This is a genomic window from Pseudarthrobacter sp. NPDC092439 (genome assembly GCF_044754945.1).
In the GTDB taxonomy this organism is placed as follows: Bacteria; Actinomycetota; Actinomycetes; order Actinomycetales; family Micrococcaceae; genus Arthrobacter.
Genome location: NZ_JBIVQB010000005.1, coordinates 129,650 through 151,124, shown reverse-complemented (window position 1 = coordinate 151,124; position 21,475 = coordinate 129,650). Strand labels below are relative to the sequence as shown.

Genomic DNA, 21,475 nt, shown 5'->3' with positions numbered 1-21,475 from the left:
CTCGACAGCATGCCTCTTCACAGCTCAGCCGCCGCCCACATCCAGGACCTCGGGGCGTATGTCAGCGCGTCGCCGTCGAGCTTTCACGCCGTTCATGAGGCCGCCAGGCGGCTCACTGACGCCGGGTTCACCCGGCTCGATGAGCTGGAGCCGTGGGAGGCCGGCGAGGGCTCCTTCTTCGTGGTCCGCGACGGTGCGCTGGTGGCATGGGTGGTGCCGCGGGGCGCCGGCGCCACCACGGGCTTCAACATCGTGGGCGCCCACACCGATTCGCCGTCCTTCAAGCTCAAGCCCAGGCCCACTACGGGCGCGTTCGGCTGGCTGCAGGCGGGCGTGGAGGTTTACGGCGGGCCGCTGCTGAACTCGTGGCTGGACCGTGAGCTGCAGCTGGCCGGCCGGCTGGTGCTGCGCGACGGCACCGAGCACCTGACCGCCACCGGGCCAATGCTCCGCTTCCCGCAGCTGGCGATCCACCTGGACCGGGCCGCCAACGAGGGCCTCGTGCTGGATAAGCAGCGGCACATGAATCCGGTGTGGGGGCTGGGCAGCCCGGGCGGGTCGGACGTGCTGGCCGTGCTCGCCTCGCACGTGCAGGGCGCCACAGTGGACCCGGCGGACATCGGAGGGTTCGACGTCGTCATGGCGGACACGCAGGCGCCAGCGGTTTTCGGCGGCGAAGGGGAGTTCTTCGCGTCAGGGCGGCTGGACAACCTTTCCTCCACGCACGCCGGCCTGGCGGCGCTGATCGCACACGCGGGGTCCCTGCTTCGTTCCCCGGGTGCGCCCATCGCTGTCCTTGCTGCCTTCGACCACGAGGAAATCGGCTCGAACTCGCGCTCGGGCGCCTGTGGGCCGTTCCTGGAGGACGTCCTGGTCCGCATCTCCGACGGCCTCGGCGCGACGGCGGGCCAGCGGCGGCAGGCGATATCGGCGTCGTTCTGTATTTCCGCCGATGCCGGCCATGCCGTGCACCCCAACTACCCCGAGCGGCACGACCCCGCCAACCACCCCGTCCTCAACGGCGGGCCGCTGCTGAAGATCAACGCGAACCAGCGGTACGCCACGGACGGCCCGGGCGCGGCCTTCTGGGCCCGGCTGTGCGCGGAGTCCGGGGTGCCGTACCAGGAGTTCGTGTCCAACAACGTGATGCCGTGCGGGTCCACAATCGGCCCGCTCACCGCCACCCGGCTTGGCATCCGCACAGTGGACGTGGGCATCCCGCTGCTGTCCATGCACTCCGCGCGCGAGATGTGCGGTGTGCAGGACCCGGCTTATCTCGCGGCAGTGGCGGAGTTGTTCTTCCGGACGGCTGCGTAGGGGGGCGCCGGCCCCCGGGATGAATGTGAGTTTCATGGCGCACATTGCTATGAAAAGTTGTTTCTTCGTTAACCTTTTAGGCTCTCTCCCGTTTAACCGGGCCGCTAATTTCAAGTTGTGACCACGCAACCGTTCAAACCAGCGCCCCAACACAGGGCAGAGTTCCTCGAGGCGGTCCGCGAAAATCTTGCGTCGTTTTCAGGAGTGGAGCTCCGCATCGCCCGCGCCGTCCTGGCCGGGCCGCAGAGCATCATCAACAGCTCAATCGGCCAGTTCGCCGCTGAAACCGGGGTCTCCTCCGCGTCGGCGGTTCGGTTCTGCCAAAGCATGGGCCTGGCCGGTTTTCAAGCTCTGAAGCTCGTGCTGACACGTGAATCGCCCTCGACGACGGTGCAGCTGGCCGACATTGAAGCGGGCGACAGCAGCGCAACCGTAAGCCGAAAGGTCGTCCTGGGCTCCGCCCAGGCGCTCCAGGCTGCGGCGGAGAACATCGATCACGAGAACGTAGCGTCCGCGGCCGCACGGATCGGCGCTGCGAGGCGGACCCTGGTGCTGGGCGTCGGAACGTCGGCTCCACTGGCCGCGGATGTTGCCTATCGGTTGGCGCTCGTTGGCGTGGACGCTGTCTTCGCCGGAGATGCCCATGTCCAGAACATCATGGCAAGCCGTCTGACCAGTGAAGACGTCTGCCTGATTATCAGCCACACCGGAGCCACCACCGAAACCTTGGCCGCAGCCGGTGCGGCAAAGGCCGCCGGGGCCGCCACGGTGGCGGTGACCAGTTTTACCGGAACTCCCCTGACGGATCTGGCCGGCCTGTCCATCGTGGCGGGCAGCCAGGAAACGGCGTACCGGGTGGACGCCATGATCAGCCGCGTCGTGCACCTGGCTGTGTTGGACGCGATCGTGGTTCTCCTGACCCATGGGTCGCCGCGCCGCATGGCTGCCCTCTCCGCCAGCAACGACATTCTCACCAAGCTCCACCGCAGCTAAGCGGACTTCCCACCCTGCCCGACACTGTTTGACCCAATCCTGGAGACCTCATGCCCAAAATCATCACCGGACGTGTCATCACGGCTGACGGATTGCCCCTCCCGGGCATCGCTGTTACAAACGGCCGCGATGTCGTGGCAACAGGAGGCGACGGCCGTTTTGCCGTCGAACCTCACGGTGCCTTCATCACCCTGACCCGCCCCACCGGCTGGCACACGGACCATTGGTTCAAGCGGCTTCCGGCAGTCGGCGCAGCGGGCGGAACGGAGCTTGTCTTCGAACTCCAGGCCGTGGAGCAGCCGCTTCCATATCAGTTCATGCACATCACGGACACGCACATCGACATGGCGGCACCGGACGAATGGGCGTTCGACAAAGGCCGCCTGACGACGCCTGACCAGCTGAAGGAGTTCATCCAGGACCTCCCGCAGCTGTCTCCGGCAAGCCGGTCCGTGATCGTGACCGGCGACCTGGTGGACAACGGAACCGCCGAAGAATTCGCCGGCCTGCTGGACGCGGTGGCTGATGCTCCAGTGCCCGTCAACCTGGTGCCGGGGAACCATGACCACATGCATGCCGGCCGGTCCGGTCGAATTTCCAGAAACAACTACATCGTCAACGACGGCAACCCGGAACTTTACGAGGAGCTCGTGGGCCCCCGGTGGTTCTCGTACGATGTGGCGGGACTGCATGTCGTAGTGATGGACTGGCACACCCACGAGCTCGGGCTGGACCACGCTGTCCAGGAGGAATGGCTCCGTAACGACCTCGCGGCAGCGGGGGAGGAAACGCCATACATCCTGTGCATGCACGACCAGCCCGGGCACCCGATCATGAACCGGCTTCCGCGCAAGCCGCTGGCTACTTTCTCCGGCCACTGGCACACGTCCCGGGTGGTGGACATTGACGGCGTCCTGCACGTCAATAGCCCCACGCCGTTTTTCGCCGGCCTGGACTACTCGCCGCCGATGTTCCGGGAAGTCACGTGGGACGGCAGCGGCCTGGAGCTGAACTCCCGAACCATGCCCGCCCGCTACCTGCATAATCCGGACCACGCATTCGACGTCGACAAAGCCACTATTACCGGTTACGACGCCAAGTCCGGCAGTTCCCTGATCCGCTGGCGCCACCAGCTTGCGGGCGCTGGCCACCGTGCGGGTCCCACCCTTGCCGGGGACCGGATTTACGCCGGCTCACAGATCGAGGACCGCCCGTCAGGCACGGTAGAAGCTGTCGAGGCCGTCACCGGCGAGCTCCTGTGGTCCGCCCCAACCTCGTCCGCCGTCAAAACACGGCCCGTCCTGGCTGGCGGCGTTGTGGTGGTGGCTGAAGTGAACGGCGCGGTCACGGGGCTGGACGCCACATCCGGAAACAGGCTGTGGACGACGCCCTCTACCGACCCCTACCGGCGGTTCGCATGGCAGTCGCCGGTGGAATCCGAAGGCATCGTGGTGCTCGGGGACCAGAGCGACCTTCGGGCACTGGACGCGGCCACCGGGGAAGTCCTCTGGCGGCGCACGGATCTTTCCCCGCATCACAACATCGTCACCCACTCGAGCCCGGCAATCGTCGGCGCCTTGGTCATGGTGGGGTTCTGGCCAACGCCCAACTCGCCCATCGCCGTCGACCTTCACACCGGGAAGTCCATTTGGCACATGCCTGAACTGCAGGATGACCCCTGGGACACAGCCCGGAACCTCCGGGTCACCGGAACGGCAGCTTACGACGCCGGCCAGGACAGTTTCCTGGTGCCTGCGATCACCAGCACCGCCAAGCTGGACCGGAAAACCGGAGCCGTGCAATGGGCCGTGCAGCATGAGGGTGGCTACAGTCCCTCCACGCCGGTCATCACCCCCGATGGATACGTCGTCACGGTGACCGGCAAGGGCCTGCGCATGCTGGCCAAGGACAGCGGCGCGCAGCTCTGGGACGTGCCGGTGGAAGGAGTGGCACCCTTCCCCATGACCGCCTACCGCATGAGGGCCAACCCCGTCATGGCGGCGCCTTCCTATGAAGAATCCAGCGCAACGCTGTTGCTGCCGGGGCTCGATGGCGTCCTCCGCCGTTTCCGCTTGGACGGCACCCAGGCGGGGACATACGACGTCGGGGTTCCCCTCGCCGCGCCCCTGGTCGCCGCCGGAGGTGGCAGCTACCTCACCGTGGGTGTCGACGGCGGGTTGCTTTCGCTTGACCTGGGGGCCGGATCATGAGCCTGCTGACGCGCCCGGCGCAGAAAACAGCTGCTCCGGCAAAGGTCCGGCCGCGGCTGTCCCTGACTCCTTACTTGCTCCTGCTGCCCGCCCTGGCGGCCCTGCTGGCGTTCGTCTATGGTCCCGCACTGCTTTCCCTGATTGGGAGCTTTTTCATCATTCCGCTGTCCGGAGGGCAGTGGAAGTACGCCGGCTTCAACAACTACCTCAAGGTGTTTGCCGATCCGCTGATCCATCAGGCCGCCATGAACACGCTGGTTTACGCCCTGGCGACCATCCTGCCGTCCATGGTCCTGGGACTGCTCCTGGCACTCCTGATGGAAAAGATGGGCCGTGGAAGCTGGCTCGCCAAGACGGCGCTCATCCTTCCAATGACGGCAAACATGGTGGCCATGGCCGTGGTCTTCAAATGGATCTTCGCCTTCCAGGGCGGGTTCACCAACCAGATCCTTGGCTTGGCCGGGCTGGCCCCGGTGAACTGGCTCGGTGAAGCGGAGACGTCCCTGTTCACCGTCATCCTGCTGGGGCTGTGGCGGGCCACATCCTTGTGCATGCTCCTCTTCATGGCCGGACTGACCACTATCCCCTCCTCCATTCACGAAGCAGCGTCGGTCGAAGGCATCAGGGGCTTCACCAAGCTTCGGACCATCACTCTGCCCATGCTCCGGCCCACCCTCGTCTTTGTGACGGTCCTGTCCATCACCGGGGCAGTCCAGGTCTTCGAAATCGTCAACGTCATGACCAAGGGCGGGCCCCTGGGAAGTTCGGAAACCGCCATGACGGCCGCCCACAAGGTGGGTTTCGAGTACTTCCGGATCGGCGAGGCATCCGCCATCTCCTTCATCCTGATCGCTCTGCTGCTGATTGTCGGCATCATCGGCCGTCAGCGGCGTACCAAGGAAAACCAATGACATCACCGAACAAAATCCGCACAGCCCTGGTCACCGCACTCGGCATCCTGGCGGCCGCGCTGGCGCTGTTTCCCTTCTATTGGATGATGCGGACGGCTGTTGCCCCCGCTGAGGGCCTGACGACCACAGGGCTGAGCCTGATCCCAACCGAGTTCGACTTCTCAAACTTTGGCCGGGCGTGGGAGAAGGCCAACCTGGGCCAGGCCGTCCTGAACGGAATCGCCGTGACGCTGGGGATTCTGGTCCTTCAGCTGCTCACCTGCATTCCGGCGGCCTATGCGCTGTCCAAGTTCCGCTTCCGCGGTGCCGGCGTCATTCTCAGCCTGGTTCTGGCGTGCCTTCTGATTCCCCACCAGGCCACCATGATCCCCACATTCGTCGGCCTGAACCTCCTGGGACTGGGCGACACGCGGCTGGGGCTTGTCCTCCCGTTTGTTACCAGTGCCATCGGCATCTTCATGCTGCGCCAGCAGATGATGGCTGTACCCGACGCCATTATGGAAGCCGCCAGGACAGATGGGCTCGGACCGCTGCGGACGCTGGTCTCAGTGGTGGTCCCGATCTCCGCGCCGTCAATTGCAGCCTTCTCCCTTCTTTCGGTCTTTACGCACTGGAATGACTACCTGTGGCCGCTCCTGGTGGCACGCAGCCCGGACATCATGACGCCGCCGCTGAGCCTGGCCATTTTCCAGAACGCCGATACGGGCTTCGATTACCCCGCCCTGGCAGCTGCCGCCGTCGTAGTCACCGGGCCGGTGGTCATCCTCTTCCTCCTTGCACAGCGGCACTTCGTCCGCGGTATGGCCGGAACTGAAGTGGCCGGCTAACCCCGAATCCTCCCCCCTCCCCTAACTGCAGAACCAATCAAACGAAGGAATCCCCAATGCGTTCCAAAATCCTTGCAGCGGCTGCCCTGGCCACCGTTACAGCCCTAAGCCTGTCCGCTTGCGGCGGCGCCGAATCCGGTTCCGGCGGTGCCGTGGCCAGTGCTGCCGCCATCGACCAGTGCAAGCCGGAGGGAACCACGCTCAAGCTGGCGTTCGCACCCCAGGGCACACCCGCGGTGGAGCATGCGAAGAAGATCATGGAGGAAAAGTACCCCGGCCTCAAAATCGACGCGGTTGCTGCCCAGAGCGGCAACTATTCGGATCTCACCAAACAGGTCGTGGCAGACACGGCCGTGGGAAAGCGGCCTGACCTCATCATGACCGGCCTGGGCCAGCTCCGGTTCTGGACCGACAGCTACAACCCCGCACCGCTTGACCCGGCCACCCTGCCGGAGGGATACCAGAAGCAGTTCCTGACCGCAGGGGAGGTGGACGGCACCACGTACCTGGCTCCGTTCCAGATCTCCACACCTACCATGCTGGTCAACAAGAAACTCCTGGCCGAGGCCGGCATCACCGACCCGTCCTCCATTAAGGACTTTGCAGCCCTCGAGGACGCGGCCCGCAAGGTGACGGCAAAGACCGGCAAGCCCAGCATCAACATCTCCTCGGACGACCTGCCGGACTGGTTCTCGCAGGCACTGGTGCAGTCCTCCGGCGAAAAGTACGTGGCCGAGGACGGCTCGTTCGGCTTTGACACCCCCAAGGGCCGGGAAGCCATTGGGCTGCTCGCCCGCCTTGCCAAGGACAAGACGTCCCTGAACGTGCGCATGGACGACGGCCAGGCGCAGTTCGTCGCCGGCAACCTGGCCTTCCACATGGCCACGACGTCCCGCATCGTCAAGGTCGTCAAGGAGGCTCCGAAGGACCTGGACTGGATGCCCATCGACCTTCCCGGACTGAATGGGCCCGAGGGTGAACTGCCCGCAGGCGGCAACGGCTGGGTTGTCATCTCCGAGGACTCCTGCAAGGCCGCGTTCTCGCAGGCCATGGTCACCGAGATGCTCACCAAGGAAGCCTCGCTGCTGAGCAGCGGCAAGGACTACAGCTACATTCCGGTCAACAAGCTCGCCACGGAAGAGCTTCTCAAGGGCGACAACATTGCTCCCCAGATGCGCTACGCCTGGACCTACGACAAGCCGCTCACCGTATGGGGCGGATTCGAGGGCGCGCAGACCGCCCAGATCATCGACACCGTCCGGAACATGATGGAGCAGCTTGCTACCGGAAAGCCGGCCGACGAGGTCGTGCCGGCCACGGCCAAGTCGATCAACTCGATGCTGGGCAAGTAGCAATGACAGCCATTGAACTGACGAACATCACCAAGCGCTTTGGGGAGGTTGTGGCGCTCGACGGCGTGAGCCTCTCCATCCGCGACGGTGAGAGCCTGTCTATCCTGGGGCCCTCCGGATCGGGTAAGTCTTCCCTGCTGCGAATCATCGCGGGGCTTGAGGATCCCGACGAAGGCACTGTGGAACTGGACGGCAAGGACCAGGCGGGCGTTCCGGCCCATCAGCGCGACGTGTCGATCGTATTCCAGAACTTCGCCCTGTACCCGCACCTGACCTCCCTGGGCAACATCACCCTGGGACTTCGCCACGGCCTGGGTCTGTCCCGGCAGGAAGCCGAAAAGCGGGCACGCGAGGTTGCTTCACGGATGCGGGTGGAGGAATTGCTGGAACGGCGCCCCAAGGCGATGTCGGGCGGCCAGCGCCAGCGCATTGCCCTGGCGCGGGCACTCGCCCGGCACGCCGGCGTCGTACTCCTGGATGAGCCCATGTCCGGGCTTGATGCCCAGCTCCATATCTCACTGCGGGCGGAAATCCACCAGCTCATCAGCCAGGAGGGAGCCACCGGCGTGACTGTCACCCACGACCAGCAGGACGCCATGTCCATGGCAGACCGGATCGCCGTGATGGACAGGGGGCGCATCGTCCAGCTGGGGACGCCGGATGAGCTCTACGATGCACCGGTCTCAGCCTTCGTGGCCGGGTTCATCGGGGCTCCGCCAATGAATTTGCTGGCCTCGGCCCGCACGAAATCAGGACTGTTGGAGACGCCGTTCGGCCAGGTATCGCAGGCTGCGGGCGGCACCATCCTTGAAAGTGACGTTGTCCTGGGAGTCCGGCCGGAGGACGTCCGCCTCGGAGCCGGCGGGCGCGGCGATGCCTGGACGGCGGAGGGTGAAGTGATCCTGGTGGAACCCAACGGTCCGCTGCGTACCGTGCATGTCGATCTGGGCGGCTCTGTGCTGCTGCTGTCCTGCCGCTCGGCTGAGCGCCCGCAGCTGCATTCCCGTGTCTCCATTTGGGCCTCTCCGGAGAGCATTCATGTCTTCCACGGTCCCAACGGGCTGCGGGCCGGCATGGCGTCCGGGCTGGGACTGGCTGCAGCAGCATTGTCGGCTGCCGTATGAAGTATCTGTTCGACTGGAATGGCACCATCGCGGACGACGCCGGCCGGGCTTGTAATGCCACCAACGCGGCCCTGAGGCTGGTGGGGCTGCCGGAAATCAGCCCGGACCTGTTCGACCGGACATTCCTGCTGCCGATGGATGAGATGTTCCTGAGGCTTGGGGTGGGGGCCGGCGACGTTGCGGCGGCGATTGCGGAATGGAACGCAGCGATGGCTGCGCACGCCGCCCCGCTCCGGACCGGGGCGGCCGGGTTCCTGGCTGACCTGGCCGCAGCCGGTGAGGCCTGTGCCGTCATTTCGGCCGCTGGCCCTGATTATCTGCTGGCCGAACTGCGGTCCTTTGACATGGAGGAGCGCTTTGGTGCTGTTGTCACAGAGGCTGCGGACAAAGCCCAGGTACTGGCGGAGCTGAGGGATGGGGGCGAAGCCCTCTACTTCGGCGACACGGAGTACGACATGCGCTGTGCGGCCGAAGCCGGCTGCGTCCCCGTGGGCGTGCTTAGCGGTTACTGCCCGGAGGAACGGCTTGTCGAAGCGGGCGCCGAGCTGGTGGTGCGCGATTTCAACGAGTTCAGGTCAACCGCCCTGGGCCGGAGGCTCTTGCCCGCATAGGGTTTACGAAGCGGCGGGCCGTTCCCCAGGGGAACGGCCCGCGGTTGCTTCCTTTGCGAAGGGACCGTAGCTGCGCGTGCCATTGATGACGGTCCCTCCTCAGTGATTGCCCTGCGCGAAAACCTGTACGTCGTTTTCGTGGGCTGGAACGCCCACCCACGTTTCACCATCCGGCACGTTGCTTAGAACGGCTGCACCCATCCCCACCGAGGCGTAGTCGCCCACGGACGTGCGGTCACGCACACTGGAATGCATGCCCAGACAGGCGGCACGGCCTATCCGGACGCCGCCGCCCAAGGAAACGCCGGCGGCGAAGGTTGCGAAATCCGCTACGTCGTCATCATGCGAGAAGGTCACCGACGGCATCGCGACAACATGGGCACCCAGCGTCACACCTGCGGTGAGGGTTACGTTGCGGAGGAGGATGCTGCCCCGCCCTACACGGCATCCCTCAGGGTATTGGACAGAGGGGTCAATCGCCGTCGCATACCGGGATTCCTGGAGCCCCAGCCGCGCAAGCCGCTCGACTACAGCCTGCCTTCGCCGGCCGGAACTCATGCACACGAGCAGGAAGGCATGACTGAAGCTGACCGCATCGTCGATGCCGCCCAGGACCGGTGCCCCGTCCACCGTCACGCCGGCCAATTCCTTGTCGTCGTCCAGCAGCCCCACAATGTCGTACTGTCCACTGCTCCGCACCATGGCCAGCACTTCCCGGGCAAGCCCGCTCGCTGAGATCAGGATCAGTTCACTCATGGCGTCACCGGCGTCGCCGTGTTTCGGATGACGTTGACCACGCGGTTGATACTGGCGGAATCAAGCTCATGGAACACCGGCAGGGACAGGGTGTGCTCGCTGAGCCGTTCGGTGTGTGGGAGCCGGACGTTATCAGTACTCCGCCAGCGGAAGGCAGGCTGCCGATGGCAGGCAGCGGTGCCGCGCCGTGCCGATATGCCGGCATCGGCAAGCTTCGCCAACAGGCGCTCCCTGCTGGCAGGGAAGCCGGGCAGAAGTTCCAGCCACAGTGTCTGGAAATTAGTGGTGCCGTAGGGTGGGTCGGTCACCAGTCGGAGGAACTTGAGGTTCTCGAGGGCTCTTGAGTAAGCCGCCGCAATGGTCCGTCGCCTGTCCACCATCTCCGGGAGCCGCTTGAGCTGGACAGTCCCAACGGCCGCCTGAAGGTCCGTCATCCGGTAGTCATACCCGACCTCCACGCAAACTTTCCGGGGGGAGAGGAAGGCGTCACGGGAGGAGCCTGGAACGCTGATTGCATGTTCGCGCAGCATGCGTGCCCGGGCTGCCCAGTCCGACCGGTTCGTGGTGAGCATTCCGCCTTCACCCGTTGTAAGGATGCTGGTGCGATGAAAAGACCAGACGGCTACTTCGGAACCGGATCCGGCGGGCCGGTTCCGGTACCTGGAGCCCGCAGCGCAGGCTGCGTCTTCAATGACGGTTATTTCGTGCCTGTCGCAGACCAGGCGGATCTGCTCAAGGTCAGCCGGAACTCCACCGTGGTCCGCCACGATGACTGCGCGCGTCTCGATTGTGATTGCGGCATGGATGGTTTCAGCCGTCACGTTGCCGGTGGCAGGATCAACGTCGCAGAAGATTGGTCGGGCCCCTACGTAGGTCACCGCGTTTGCCGCGGCGATAGAGGAGAGGGATGGCACCACCACGTGATCCCCCCGGCCAACACCGGCGATTAGCAGCGCCAAGTGCAGGGCAGCGGTGCAGCTCGAGGTGGCGACTGCATGGCGGGCTTCCTGTGCCACAGCGAAAGCGTCTTCGAATTCTTTTACCCGGGGGCCCTGGCTGAGGCGCCCCGAGGCGATGACGGAAGCGAGGGCAAGGCTCTCTTCATGTCCGAGCCAAGGTTTCGTGACATCGATGTGGGCGAGTGCTGTTTCCACCGTCATGGTTCCACGGCCTTCCCGGCAGCGGCCGGCGGTTTAACAGGCGACGCCGTGCCCTCCCTGCTGCAGCTGACTGCCACCGCGTCCAGCATGGCGAGCACGCGCAGTGCTGACGCGTCAGGTGATGCGAGTCCGTCCGCTTCGCGAATACGCCGGGCGAACTCGGCTACAAGATGGGTCTCCTGTCCATGGACCGCGTCAGGAAATATTTCCATGTCACAGGGCTGCCCGGATTCACACCGGTGACCGGGAAGCATGCCTGTATCCCGCCCCGGCGTAGAGGCGATCACGGAGAGCTGGTTCCCGGGCCGCATGCCATCCCACAAAACAGTCAGCCGGGAACCTGCGATGACCACCTGGTGCCTTGTAACGCAACTCAGCCTGTTCACATACAAATGGACCAGGGCATCATTGCCAAGCCTGAAATTGACGTGGCCCACGCAGTCACGGCCCGTTCCGAGAGGATCTCCTCCAAATGCCGAGACTTCCCGGGAATTCAAGCCCTCGGGAAGCACGCGATCCAGGATGGCCAGGCTCTCCGGCGCCAAGTCCCAAAACACATCCCGTTGTGCGTGGTCGGAAAGTGGCCCTGTCCGCACGACATCGACGAACAGCAGTTCCCCAAGGGAGCCGTTGAGGACGAGCGTTCTCATGTGTTGGACCGCAGGGGTGAAGGAATGGGCATGGTTGGCCATGAGGACGACGCTGTTGGACTCTGCCTCTGCAACCAGTTCAAGACCGCGTTCCAGGCTGTCTCCCAACGGTCTTTCAACCAGGGCATGCTTACCGGCCCGCAGCGCTGTCATTGCCGTTCCGTGGACGAAACGAAGCGGTGTGGCAACGGCAACCGTGTCCAGCGGCACGCAGTCCAAGGCTTCGTCGATGGTTCCGAAGCGCGGGGCGCCGCCGAGCTTCCTGGAAAGCGCTGTGGCCCGCAGGACGTCCGGATCGCAGATAGCGGCCAGGTTCCAGTCACTGCTCTCCTGCAGCGTCCGGGCAAGCCTGCTTCCCCGCACGCCCGCCCCGATGACGGCGATGCCGAGTTTGCCGGGATCGGTGGCCCTCCCCATGGACTTTCCTGTGTCCGCATTCATCGTTCGTCCTCCTGCTCCATGGTCAGTAGGCGCCGGCGGGCCGGAGTATGACGCGGAACGTCCGCCAGACGATCAGCAGGTCACCGGCGATCGACCAGTTTTCCACGTAGTACAGGTCCAGGCGGACCGCTTCGTCCCAGTCCAAGTCCGAGCGGCCATTGATCTGCCACAGCCCGGTGAGGCCGGGCTTGATCAACAGGCGGCGAAGAGCGTGCCGCCCGTAGCCTTCGACTTCGCTGGCGAGCGGAGGACGCGGACCAACCATGCTCATGTCGCCCATGACGACGTTCCACAGCTGCGGCAGTTCGTCCAGCGAGTACTTTCGCATCCACCGGCCGCACCGGGTAACCCGTGGATCGTGACGCATCTTGAACAGGACTCCTGCTCCTTCGTTTTCCTTCTCCAGGCCGGGCCTGAGGGCTTCCGCATCGGCGACCATGGACCGAAATTTGAACATCCCGAACGTCCGGCCGTTCTTTCCCACGCGGTCCTGCCGGAAGATGACGGGGCCCGGGCTGTCCAGCCGGACAATGACGGCCAGAACCAGGAACAAGGGAGCCAAAGCCACTAGTGCACAGCCCGCCGTGGCTATGTCCATGACCCTTTTCAGGCTGTGCTTCGCACCGGAGTACTGCGGTATGTCCACGTGCATAAGCGGCAGGCCTTCCACCGGCCGCCAGTGGATGCGAGGGCCCGCGACATTGGTGAGGGTGGCCGCCAGAACCATTTCCGCCGCGCATTCTTCCAACTTCCAGCCCAGTTCGCGGATGAAGTTATTCCCGCCCGGCAGCGGTCCGGCGACGATAACGGCGTCGGCCTGAACCGTGCCTGCCGTCCGGGCGATGTCGTCGGTGGATGACAGAACCGACACGTGATGATCATCAACTCGGAACTTCGCCCCCCGGCGTGCCCCGGGAAGGCATACACCGAGTACCTCATAGACCACGCCGGACTTTTTCTCGATCTGGTGGACGACGTAGCGGACGTCTTCGGGTTCGCCTACCACGATGGCCCGTGAGAGGTGGTGGCCCTTGGCCTTTTCCATAGCGAGCCTCCGCCGGAAGACCCAGCGGTTCGCAGTGAGAGCGCAGATGCCCAGTGGAAGAGAAACCGTGACGAGGGCTGCTCCGCCGTCGACGGAAAAAACGACGGAGGCAATGGCCACGGCTGCAAACGTCCGGAATGTCGCGGTGCCGACGAGCTTGTACTCGTGCGCGCCGACACCGAGCACCTTCGAGTCACGGGTGCGGTGGACCCCCAGCGCTGCCATCCACAGCAGGGCAACTCCGGCGCTGGCAGCGATCCCGACATCCATGGTTCCCGTTCCGGCGCCCGTGGAGCCGGCGGGAAAGGACACCGGGCCGGCAGACAGGTAGCCGGCCAAGACCGCCAGCGCGACCAGCACAGAGTCGGCGAGGCGCAGCAGGCTGATGTGGGTGGAGATCCATTCCGCTGATTCTTTTCGACTTAGCGCTGGCGGTGTTTCCGCCTGTACAGACTGGACCGGACGTATCTCCCGGCGGAGAACCCCTTGCTGGCTCCGTGCCACAGATACGCCTGTCATCCTGACCCCTTCCCGAGTGTCTGCCGGCACTGGCACCGTGAAGCAAACTTAGCGGCAGCGCCGTATTAGGGGTCCAATACCGGAGGGAGGCTGTGGGTCCGTATACGCATCATTGTGGAAAATGCGGGTGCCCGCCGAAGCCGCTGGCGAACTCTAGTAGATAGGTAGTGCGTAGGGCTCCGGGGAGCTCTGCTGTTTGTTTGCCGCCAGGGCGGTCAGTTGCGCCCGCGATTCAACTCCGAGCTTGCGGTAGATCGCGGTCAGCCGCACCTCGACCGTCCTGACGGAAACGAAAAGCGTGGCCGCGATCTCTTTGTTGCGCATTCCACGCGCCACCATCTTTGCAAGCGCCCGTTCATGGTCGGCAAGGATCAGCAGGGCTGGATTTCCCTGAGGGTTGGCAGGTTCCACCCGTTCGTCGAGCAACAGCGCGTCGATGTGCTGGACCCAGGCATGCGCCCCTATTTCGTCGAACATCACTTTGGCCCGCATCAGCGCGTCACGCGCTTCCCGGACCCGTCCGAAGGCGTTCAAACGCTCCGCGTAGCACATGAGAGTCCGGGCACGTTCGAGTACAGACTCGCGGCCTGGCCTGGACTCGAGGGCCTGCGTGAAGAGCTGCAGGGACTGTTCGCCGTCCGCGAGCATGGCCCGGCTCCGGGTTATTGCCATGATGAGCCACGGTGAGCGCAACCCTACCGACCGGCTTTCCAGGCGGCGGAGGGTCTGTGTAGCCTCGCGGTGCCGACCCAGCCGGATCAGCACCTCCACCAGGTCGGGCTCACACCTCAACAGCGTAGGATTGCCGAAGCCCATCCCGATCTCCGTCGCCCGGGACAACTGGGCCAAGGCCTCGGCCAGGTCTCCCCGCAGGAGTGCAAAGTGGCCCTGCCAGGCAGCCAATTGGGCGGTGAGGGCAGGGTGGCTGGCGGCGCCTATGTAGCGCTGAGCGTCTGCAGCGCAGATCTGTGCCGATGCCTCGTCTCCCATTGCATGGGCCCGCCAGAGCCGGAAGACGTGCCGGAGCCCGCGGTGATACGTGATCCCATCGTCGCGGCGTTCGATCTCTCCGATCAGGTTGACGGCGGTGCGGACGTGGCCGGCCCGGATTTCATTGTCCGCTGCAAGGAGGGCAGCCGTCTCCCGCCAGTTGACGCCATGCGCTTCGGTGGAGTTGAGAACCATCGTGAACGCCTCGTTCGCCGGGGCGTAGCGCTCCGCGTAGCTGAGGGCACGACCCTGGACCAGGAGACTGGGCAGGATCGCATTCCCGGGCGGTTCATGCACCCGGCCGAATGCTCCCATTTCGCCCCTGATGGACTCGACAATCAGTTTTGCCCGTTCGGTGATTGCCAGGCATTCAGGCGACGCCGAGACTTGGAATTCGGGGTAGCGGAGAAGCTCAACCGCATCCATTAATTCCCAACGCTCAGCGAAATAAAGGGCCGCAAGGGCCAGCAGGGTGGCGGCATAGGACGGGTCGTGCCGGCCGAACTCCTTCACGAGGCGCAGTACCATGCTGGAGCGCACCGGAGCGCCCTGCATAAAGGCGATTTCGAAGGACAGGCCTGTCAACCTCAGGACCAGCGCCGGATTGCGGGTGACCCGCTGCGCCCATTCAAGGTAGCGCTGGGCGTAGGCGAGGTGGCCACGGTTAAAGAGCAGTTCCGCCACGGTTGTCAGACGGGCAGCCGTCTCCGCTTCCCAGGGGTTGATCGTCAGGGCGCGTTCGACATATTCCAGCGCGAACGGCACTTCTCCGGCGCGAATCAGCTCAATGGCGTAGCGCAGGAGGCCAAAAGCTGTCTGCCGTTCGAGGGCGGTGAAGCTAAGATGCCACCGCCTGCCGTAGGGGTCTGTGTCTTCAGCAGCCTCGGCCAGTGCGCGATGATCCGCAGTCCGGGATGCCGGCGGCGTTTCGGCAAATACATGCCCCCGCAGCAGCTGGTTGGATATCTGAAGGCAGGACCCGGATCGGCTCACCGCGCCGCTGGTGAGCAACTCTTCCACGCCCGCCCACACGTCGGGGCAGATCTTCTCGAGCGTGGTGATCTCGCTTCGGTAGGAAAGCGACAGGAGCTCCAGCACCCGGCGGGCGATGGGGGAAAGGCGGCCCACCACCAACGCGAACTCCCCTTCGAAACAGCCCTTGCCGGGCAGTGGCACGGGCAGCGCATACTCCCCCTCCGCCTGCCGTTCCAGCAGCCGCTGATAAAGCTCGACGGCGGCAAGGGGGTTCCCTTGAGCCACTGCGGCAACTGCATGGGCCGATGCCGGCGTTGCGTGGTGTGCGGGGATCGCTTCCAGCATCAGGACCAAGTCGCTGTGGCCGAGCGCCTCGAGCTGCATGACCGGCAAGCCGCTGAACGCGCTGCCCGGAGCGTCGGTGCGGAGCCCGACGAATAATGCGATGTCCGTGCCGGCCAGGCGGCGGGCCAGGTATCCGATCACGGCCTGGCTGCCCGGGTCCAGCTGATCGGCATCATCGATCACGATGACCGTCCGGCACGACGACCGCTGGTGGACTGCGTTGAGGAGCATGGTGGAAACAGTCGCCAGGTCCATTGAGCCCGTGGCATCGTTGAGAACTTCCTCGGCAACCCGGTTCAGGACGGGGTCATCCAGGCCGTTGAGCAGAGCGGTAAGACCGGACAGTGGCCACTCGGACTCAGAGGCGCTGGCGTTAAGGAATACGGTCCGGTAATCGCATACCGAGGGGATCTCGGCGAGCAGGGCGGATTTTCCGGCGCCGCGCGGCCCCACCACGGCGAGAGCTGAATCCCGCGGCCCTCGAATCACGGCAAGAATGCGGTCCAGTTCCTTGCTTCGACCTACCAACGGCATGGGGCCCCCACTCATCGAAGAAGGAGACCGATGCTGTCTTCGTACGTTGTTATGACCCTTGCTGCCACTGGTCTGGCCGTTCGGGCCTAATTGTTCCTGGCCGCCTCGTTGCGTCCAGCGCGGTACCCAGCCGTCACGTCAATATAGTGGGCAATCATCGGGCGCACCAGCGAACTCCTGGCCCCCGAGTACTCTATTTTCGGCGCCCTACTACTTGGATTCCTGCGCGACCGGGGACGCTGGGGTGGGCCGCGGGAAGCGGACGCCGGCATGGCTTGCGTCACGTTATCCACATAGCCGGAGCCTCGGCGGGCGGCTGTGTGGCACGGAGGCTAGGCTCGAGTCAAGCGCGAATCGCGTTATGGGGTCCAAATGGACTAAGATATTGAAGTCTGTGCTGCGTCCTGCTTCCGTTCCGGTGGCCGGCCATGGCACGGAATCGCAAATGAACCTCCTGTTACGGAAATGCCGTAACCGCTTAGCCCAAAGGAGGTGGGTTCACATATGCGTCCTTACGAATTGATGGTAATCATCGACCCCGAGGTCGAAGAGCGTACCGTTGAGCCGTCGCTTCAGAAGTTCCTGAACGTCATCACCAACGATGGTGGAACCATCGAAAAGGTTGACATCTGGGGCCGTCGTCGCCTGGCTTACGACATCAAGAAGAAGTCCGAAGGTATCTACGCCGTGGTGAACTTCACCGCTACGCCGGAAACCGCCAAGGAACTTGACCGCCAGCTGTCTCTTAACGAGACCATCATGCGCACCAAGATCACCCGCCCCGAAGAGCAGAAGGTTGTTGCTGAGTAATTCAGCGCCATCTTCATTCTTTACCCCGCAGGAAACGTACTCTTCACCCAGGAACCAAGGAGGCAGTAGATGGCAGGCGAAACCACTATCACGGTCGTCGGTAATCTCACCAATGACCCGGAATTGCGGTTCACACCGTCCGGTTCGGCAGTAGCGAACTTCACCATTGCTTCCACCCCGCGTACCTTTGACCGCCAGTCCAACGAGTGGAAGGACGGGGAAACCCTGTTCCTCCGCGCGTCCGTCTGGCGCGAAGCAGCCGAGAACGTCGCCGAATCCCTGACCAAGGGGATGCGCGTGATTGTGACCGGCCGGCTGAAGAGCCGCTCCTACGAAACCAAAGAAGGCGAAAAGCGCACCGTAATCGAGCTTGAGGTCGACGAAATCGGCCCCAGCCTGCGCTATGCCAATGCCAAGGTCAACCGTACCCAGCGCTCCGGCGGACAGGGTGGCGGCGGCTTCGGTGGCGGTAACGGCGGCGGTGGCTTCGGAGGCGGCAACCCTGGCGGAAACCAGGGCGGCAACTCCGGCGGGTGGGGCGGCGGCAACAGCCAGCAGTCCGGCCAGGACGATCCCTGGGCCACGCCCGGTGTCTCCAACGCCGGCGGCTGGGGCAACGGCCCCGACTCCGAACCTCCCTTCTAAAAACCATTATTAAGGCCCGACGCCGGGACCGCCCGGGTGCCTGAGGCGCCCAAGGTGACTGCCGCCGTCGGACCACCACCATCCCGTGGATCAACATCCACGGGCTCCCTAGAATAGGAGCTCCACGATGGCTAAGGCTGAACTCCGTAAGCCCAAACCAAAGTCCAACCCCTTGAAGGCCGCTGACATCACTGTCATCGACTACAAGGACGTAGCATTGCTGCGCAAGTTCATCTCCGACCGCGGCAAGATCCGCGCCCGTCGCGTCACCGGCGTTACGGTCCAGGAACAGCGCAAGATCGCACAGGCAATCAAGAACGCCCGCGAAGTTGCTCTGCTGCCTTACTCCGGCGCTGGCCGCGGTTAAGGAAAGGGATTAACTAACATGGCAAAGCTCATTCTGACCCACGAAGTTACCGGTCTCGGTGCTGCTGGCGACATTGTCGAGGTCAAGGACGGTTACGCACGTAACTACCTGCTGCCCCGCAACTTCGCCCTGACCTGGTCGAAGGGTGGCGAGAAGCAGGTTGAGTCCATCAAGGCCGCCCGCGCCGCCCGCGAGCACGCTTCCCTGGAAGACGCTCAGAAGCAGGCCGCTGCACTCTCCGCCAAGCCGGTCCAGCTGGTTGTCAAGGCCGGTGAGACGGGCCGCCTGTTCGGCACCGTCAAGCAGGCCGACGTTGCTGACGCTGTTGAGGCCGCTGGCCTCGGCCGCATCGACAAGCGCAAGGTTGAACTGCCGGCTCACATCAAGTCGGTTGGTTCCTACCAGGCCAACGTCCGTCTCCACGAGGACGTTTCCGCTGTGATCGACCTCAACGTGGTTGCTGGCAAGTAGTTTTTACTGCTGCACGCGAAAACCCCTGTCGCCGGACTCCGGCGGCGGGGGTTTTCTCATGGCCGGGAATACTTCCGGCGGAGCGCGGGTTCTCCACGTAGATGCATATGCATATAAGGCAGAGCAAGCACCAGGAGCGCCCCATGGAAACCCGCCGCATCACCGTACTGTCCGCCGGCCTCGGCGTCCCGTCGTCGAGCCGCCTGCTGGCCGACCAGCTCGCCGCGGCAGCTGAAAGGCAGCTGTCGGCAGCAGGCTACGCCGTGCAGGTGGAGACGGTCGAACTACGCGATCTTGCCGTGGACATCGCCAACAACTTCGTGACCGGTTACGCCGCGCCCCGGTTAGCCGAGGTCATCGCCGGCGTCGAGGCATCGGACGGCATCATCGCCGTAAGCCCGGTCTTCAGCGCCTCCTACAGCGGCCTCTTCAAGTCCTTCATCGATGTCCTCGATCCGACGTCGCTGGACGGTAAGGCAGCGCTGCTGGGTGCAACCGGCGGAACGGAACGCCACCAGATGGTGCTTGACTATGCCATGCGGCCGCTGTTCACCTACCTGCGCACCAGGATGGCTGCCACGTCTGTCTTCGCGGGGCCGCAGGACTGGGGCACCGCGGGCGACGGCGGCTCCTCGCTTTCAGCGCGCATCGACCGGGCCGCCGGGGAGTTTTCCCGGCTGCTGGAAGGTGTCCAGCCGAACCGCAAACCGGCCCCCGCCGGATCCCTGCCGTTCGAAGAACTCCTGGCGGGAATCAGCGGAGGCCGGTAAGCGGCGCAGGCTGTATGGACGCTAGGAAACCTGCAGCCCGCCGTTGATGTCGTAAGTGGCGGCGGTGATGAAACCGGCGTCCTCGCCCATGAGGAAGGACATGAGGGCGGCCATCTCGCCCACAGTGCCCACCCGGCCCACCAGGATGTCGCGGGACATTTCCTTCTTGCGCTCGTCCGTGAGGGTGCCGCCCATGATGTCGGTATCCACCGGACCCGGTGCGATGGCGTTTACGGTGATGCCGTGCTCGCCCATCTCCCGGGCCAGCGCGCGGGTGAAGCCGATGATGCCGGCCTTGGCGGAGCTGTAGGCCACCTTGGAGTAGGTTCCGCCGCCGCGCTGCGCGGAGATCGAGGAGATGCTCACAACGCGGCCGAGCTTCCGGTCGATCATGCCGCCCAGGACGCGCTGGGTCACCAGGAACGTGCCCGTCATGTTGATGGCGAAGACCCGCTCCCAGCCCTCCTTGGTTTCCTCCATGAATGGGCGCGGGGAGCTGATGCCGGCGATGTTGGCCAGGCCAACGATCGGCGGAAGCTCGGCCTCAACGCGGCTGACGGCTGCGTCAATGGACGCCTCGTCGGAGACGTCGGTGCGGAGTCCAAGGGCCTGGACGCCGTGGCGTTCCGCAATTTCCTTCGCCGCCTGCGCGGCAGCTTCGCCGTCGATATCGAGGATGGCGATGCTCCAGCCTTCGCTGGCCAGGCGGTCCGCAGTGGCGCGGCCGATGCCGCGCTCCGAGGCCGCACCGGTGAGTACCGCGGTGCGCTGGGCGGGGAAAGTTGCCGTTTCGGTCATGCTATTCAGCTCCTGTGTCGGGTTCCTGGTTGTTGATAAAACGTTCGTAGTCGTCGTATGTCTGGTTGATGTGGTCTTCCATGGCCTTGCGCGCCGTCTCCGGGTTTCCGGTCTCGATCGCGGCCAGTACCAGGTGGTGGTGCTCGATGGCGTGGCGCTGCACCTCCACGAAGGCGGAGGTCTCTCGTCGCGTGGAGTAGAGCAGGTTTCCCAGCTGCCCCAGAAGTGCTGGCAGGAAAGGGTTGGCCGAGGCGCGCAACACGATGTCATGGAACGCGAGGTCGGCCACCGTGACGCGGTCCAGGTCTCCGGCCGCGTGGGCGTCCTCCAGTTCGCGGATCGATTCGTGCATGGCCGCCAGGTGTTCCGGGCGGGCGTTCTTGGCGGCGAGTTCTGCAGAGCCCGTTTCCACCATTCGGCGCACCTCAAGCAGGCGCAGCGCCACCTCGTCCCCGCCGGTCCCGCGGGAGGCGGCCCGGAGGATGGCTTCCAGGCCAGTCCACTCTTCCACGGGATTCACGAATGTGCCCAGGCCGCGGCGCACCGTGACGATGTTCTGCGCCTGAAGGGTCTTCAGGGCCTCCCGCACGGTCAGGCGGCTGACATCCGCCTCCCGGGCGATCTCCGGCTCGGACGGCAGAGGCTCGCGGGGCTTGAGCTCCCCGTTCAGTATCCGCTCCAGAAGGTCCTCAAACACCGCAACTGCCAGCGTATTCCGGCTCATCGACGCACCTCCATCGCTGCACTTGTCAGATGTCTTATGTGCAAGTAGTGTGGCACCAGTCACTCGATGGAGTCAATTCGTTGCCGAAACGTCGCGGCACCTTCGAGGAGCGGCCGGGCACGTCGCCCGT

20 protein-coding genes are annotated in these 21,475 nt (G+C 64.5%); 13 read left to right on the top strand and 7 right to left on the bottom strand.

All coding sequences use genetic code 11. The features are described from left to right. Window positions 1-9 precede the first annotated feature (9 nt). The 8 genes from ACIQCM_RS12340 (at window position 10) to ACIQCM_RS12305 (ending at window position 9,345) form a co-directional block, all read left to right on the top strand. Entirely contained in the window at window positions 10-1,317 is a 1,308-nt protein-coding gene (locus tag ACIQCM_RS12340) for a M18 family aminopeptidase (RefSeq protein ID WP_400607141.1), read from the top strand. 117 nt (window positions 1,318-1,434) lie between these two features. After that, on the top strand, window positions 1,435-2,310 hold the full coding sequence (locus ACIQCM_RS12335; protein WP_400607142.1) for a MurR/RpiR family transcriptional regulator: 876 nt from the start codon (window positions 1,435-1,437) through the stop codon (window positions 2,308-2,310). A 50-nt stretch (window positions 2,311-2,360) separates the two neighbouring features. Next, on the top strand, window positions 2,361-4,520 hold the full coding sequence (locus tag ACIQCM_RS12330) for a PQQ-binding-like beta-propeller repeat protein (protein ID WP_400607144.1): 2,160 nt from the start codon (window positions 2,361-2,363) through the stop codon (window positions 4,518-4,520). Next, complete coding sequence (locus ACIQCM_RS12325) at window positions 4,517-5,431, top strand: carbohydrate ABC transporter permease (protein ID WP_400607146.1); 915 nt, start codon at window positions 4,517-4,519, stop codon at window positions 5,429-5,431. The genes ACIQCM_RS12330 and ACIQCM_RS12325 overlap by 4 nt, the downstream gene beginning before the upstream one ends. Then, on the top strand, window positions 5,428-6,258 hold the full coding sequence (locus ACIQCM_RS12320; RefSeq protein ID WP_400607148.1) for a carbohydrate ABC transporter permease: 831 nt from the start codon (window positions 5,428-5,430) through the stop codon (window positions 6,256-6,258). The genes ACIQCM_RS12325 and ACIQCM_RS12320 overlap by 4 nt, the downstream gene beginning before the upstream one ends. Before the next feature lie 56 nt (window positions 6,259-6,314). Further along, complete coding sequence (locus ACIQCM_RS12315) at window positions 6,315-7,610, top strand: extracellular solute-binding protein (protein WP_400607151.1); 1,296 nt, start codon at window positions 6,315-6,317, stop codon at window positions 7,608-7,610. Window positions 7,611-7,612: 2 nt separating this feature from the next. Next, a complete protein-coding gene (locus ACIQCM_RS12310) occupies window positions 7,613-8,734 on the top strand; it encodes an ABC transporter ATP-binding protein (protein WP_400607153.1) in 1,122 nt (373 codons plus the stop codon). Continuing rightward, the gene (locus ACIQCM_RS12305) at window positions 8,731-9,345 is read left to right on the top strand and encodes an HAD family hydrolase (protein ID WP_400607154.1); all 615 of its coding nucleotides are present in this window, start codon (window positions 8,731-8,733) and stop codon (window positions 9,343-9,345) included. Before ACIQCM_RS12310 ends, ACIQCM_RS12305 begins: the two co-directional genes overlap by 4 nt. A gap of 99 nt (window positions 9,346-9,444) precedes the next feature. On the opposite strand, the gene ACIQCM_RS12300 is transcribed toward ACIQCM_RS12305, so the two are convergent. From ACIQCM_RS12300 to ACIQCM_RS12280, 5 genes are all read right to left on the bottom strand, one after another. Further along, complete coding sequence (locus tag ACIQCM_RS12300; protein ID WP_400607157.1) at window positions 9,445-10,101, bottom strand: NeuD/PglB/VioB family sugar acetyltransferase; 657 nt, start codon at window positions 10,099-10,101, stop codon at window positions 9,445-9,447. After that, the gene (locus tag ACIQCM_RS12295) at window positions 10,098-11,261 is read right to left on the bottom strand and encodes a DegT/DnrJ/EryC1/StrS family aminotransferase (protein WP_400607160.1); all 1,164 of its coding nucleotides are present in this window, start codon (window positions 11,259-11,261) and stop codon (window positions 10,098-10,100) included. Before ACIQCM_RS12295 ends, ACIQCM_RS12300 begins: the two co-directional genes overlap by 4 nt. Continuing rightward, window positions 11,258-12,352, bottom strand: coding sequence for a Gfo/Idh/MocA family protein (locus ACIQCM_RS12290; RefSeq protein WP_400607162.1), 1,095 nt, complete (start codon window positions 12,350-12,352; stop codon window positions 11,258-11,260). The genes ACIQCM_RS12295 and ACIQCM_RS12290 overlap by 4 nt, the downstream gene beginning before the upstream one ends. A gap of 22 nt (window positions 12,353-12,374) precedes the next feature. Continuing rightward, the gene (locus tag ACIQCM_RS12285; protein WP_400607165.1) at window positions 12,375-13,916 is read right to left on the bottom strand and encodes a sugar transferase; all 1,542 of its coding nucleotides are present in this window, start codon (window positions 13,914-13,916) and stop codon (window positions 12,375-12,377) included. Between the two features lie 153 nt (window positions 13,917-14,069). Then, window positions 14,070-16,760 carry an AAA family ATPase gene (locus ACIQCM_RS12280; RefSeq protein ID WP_400607167.1) on the bottom strand — a complete coding sequence of 897 codons (2,691 nt, stop codon included), beginning with the start codon at window positions 16,758-16,760 and terminating at the stop codon, window positions 14,070-14,072. A gap of 504 nt (window positions 16,761-17,264) precedes the next feature. Here ACIQCM_RS12280 and rpsF point away from each other — a divergent pair. The 5 genes from rpsF (at window position 17,265) to ACIQCM_RS12255 (ending at window position 19,823) form a co-directional block, all read left to right on the top strand. Beyond that, complete coding sequence (gene rpsF, locus ACIQCM_RS12275; protein WP_377216330.1) at window positions 17,265-17,570, top strand: 30S ribosomal protein S6; 306 nt, start codon at window positions 17,265-17,267, stop codon at window positions 17,568-17,570. A 69-nt stretch (window positions 17,571-17,639) separates the two neighbouring features. Then, complete coding sequence (locus tag ACIQCM_RS12270; protein ID WP_400607169.1) at window positions 17,640-18,215, top strand: single-stranded DNA-binding protein; 576 nt, start codon at window positions 17,640-17,642, stop codon at window positions 18,213-18,215. A gap of 127 nt (window positions 18,216-18,342) precedes the next feature. Next, a complete protein-coding gene (rpsR, locus tag ACIQCM_RS12265; RefSeq protein ID WP_003800144.1) occupies window positions 18,343-18,582 on the top strand; it encodes a 30S ribosomal protein S18 in 240 nt (79 codons plus the stop codon). Between the two features lie 18 nt (window positions 18,583-18,600). Then, entirely contained in the window at window positions 18,601-19,053 is a 453-nt protein-coding gene (gene rplI / locus ACIQCM_RS12260) for a 50S ribosomal protein L9 (protein ID WP_377216328.1), read from the top strand. A 143-nt stretch (window positions 19,054-19,196) separates the two neighbouring features. Continuing rightward, entirely contained in the window at window positions 19,197-19,823 is a 627-nt protein-coding gene (locus tag ACIQCM_RS12255; protein WP_400607171.1) for an FMN reductase, read from the top strand. Between the two features lie 21 nt (window positions 19,824-19,844). Here ACIQCM_RS12255 and ACIQCM_RS12250 read toward each other — a convergent pair whose 3' ends face one another. Further along, a complete protein-coding gene (locus ACIQCM_RS12250) occupies window positions 19,845-20,621 on the bottom strand; it encodes an SDR family NAD(P)-dependent oxidoreductase (protein ID WP_400607174.1) in 777 nt (258 codons plus the stop codon). A 1-nt stretch (window position 20,622) separates the two neighbouring features. Further along, window positions 20,623-21,345, bottom strand: a complete 723-nt coding sequence (locus ACIQCM_RS12245) for a FadR/GntR family transcriptional regulator (protein ID WP_400607176.1) — start codon at window positions 21,343-21,345, stop codon at window positions 20,623-20,625. Window positions 21,346-21,475: the final 130 nt, after the last annotated feature.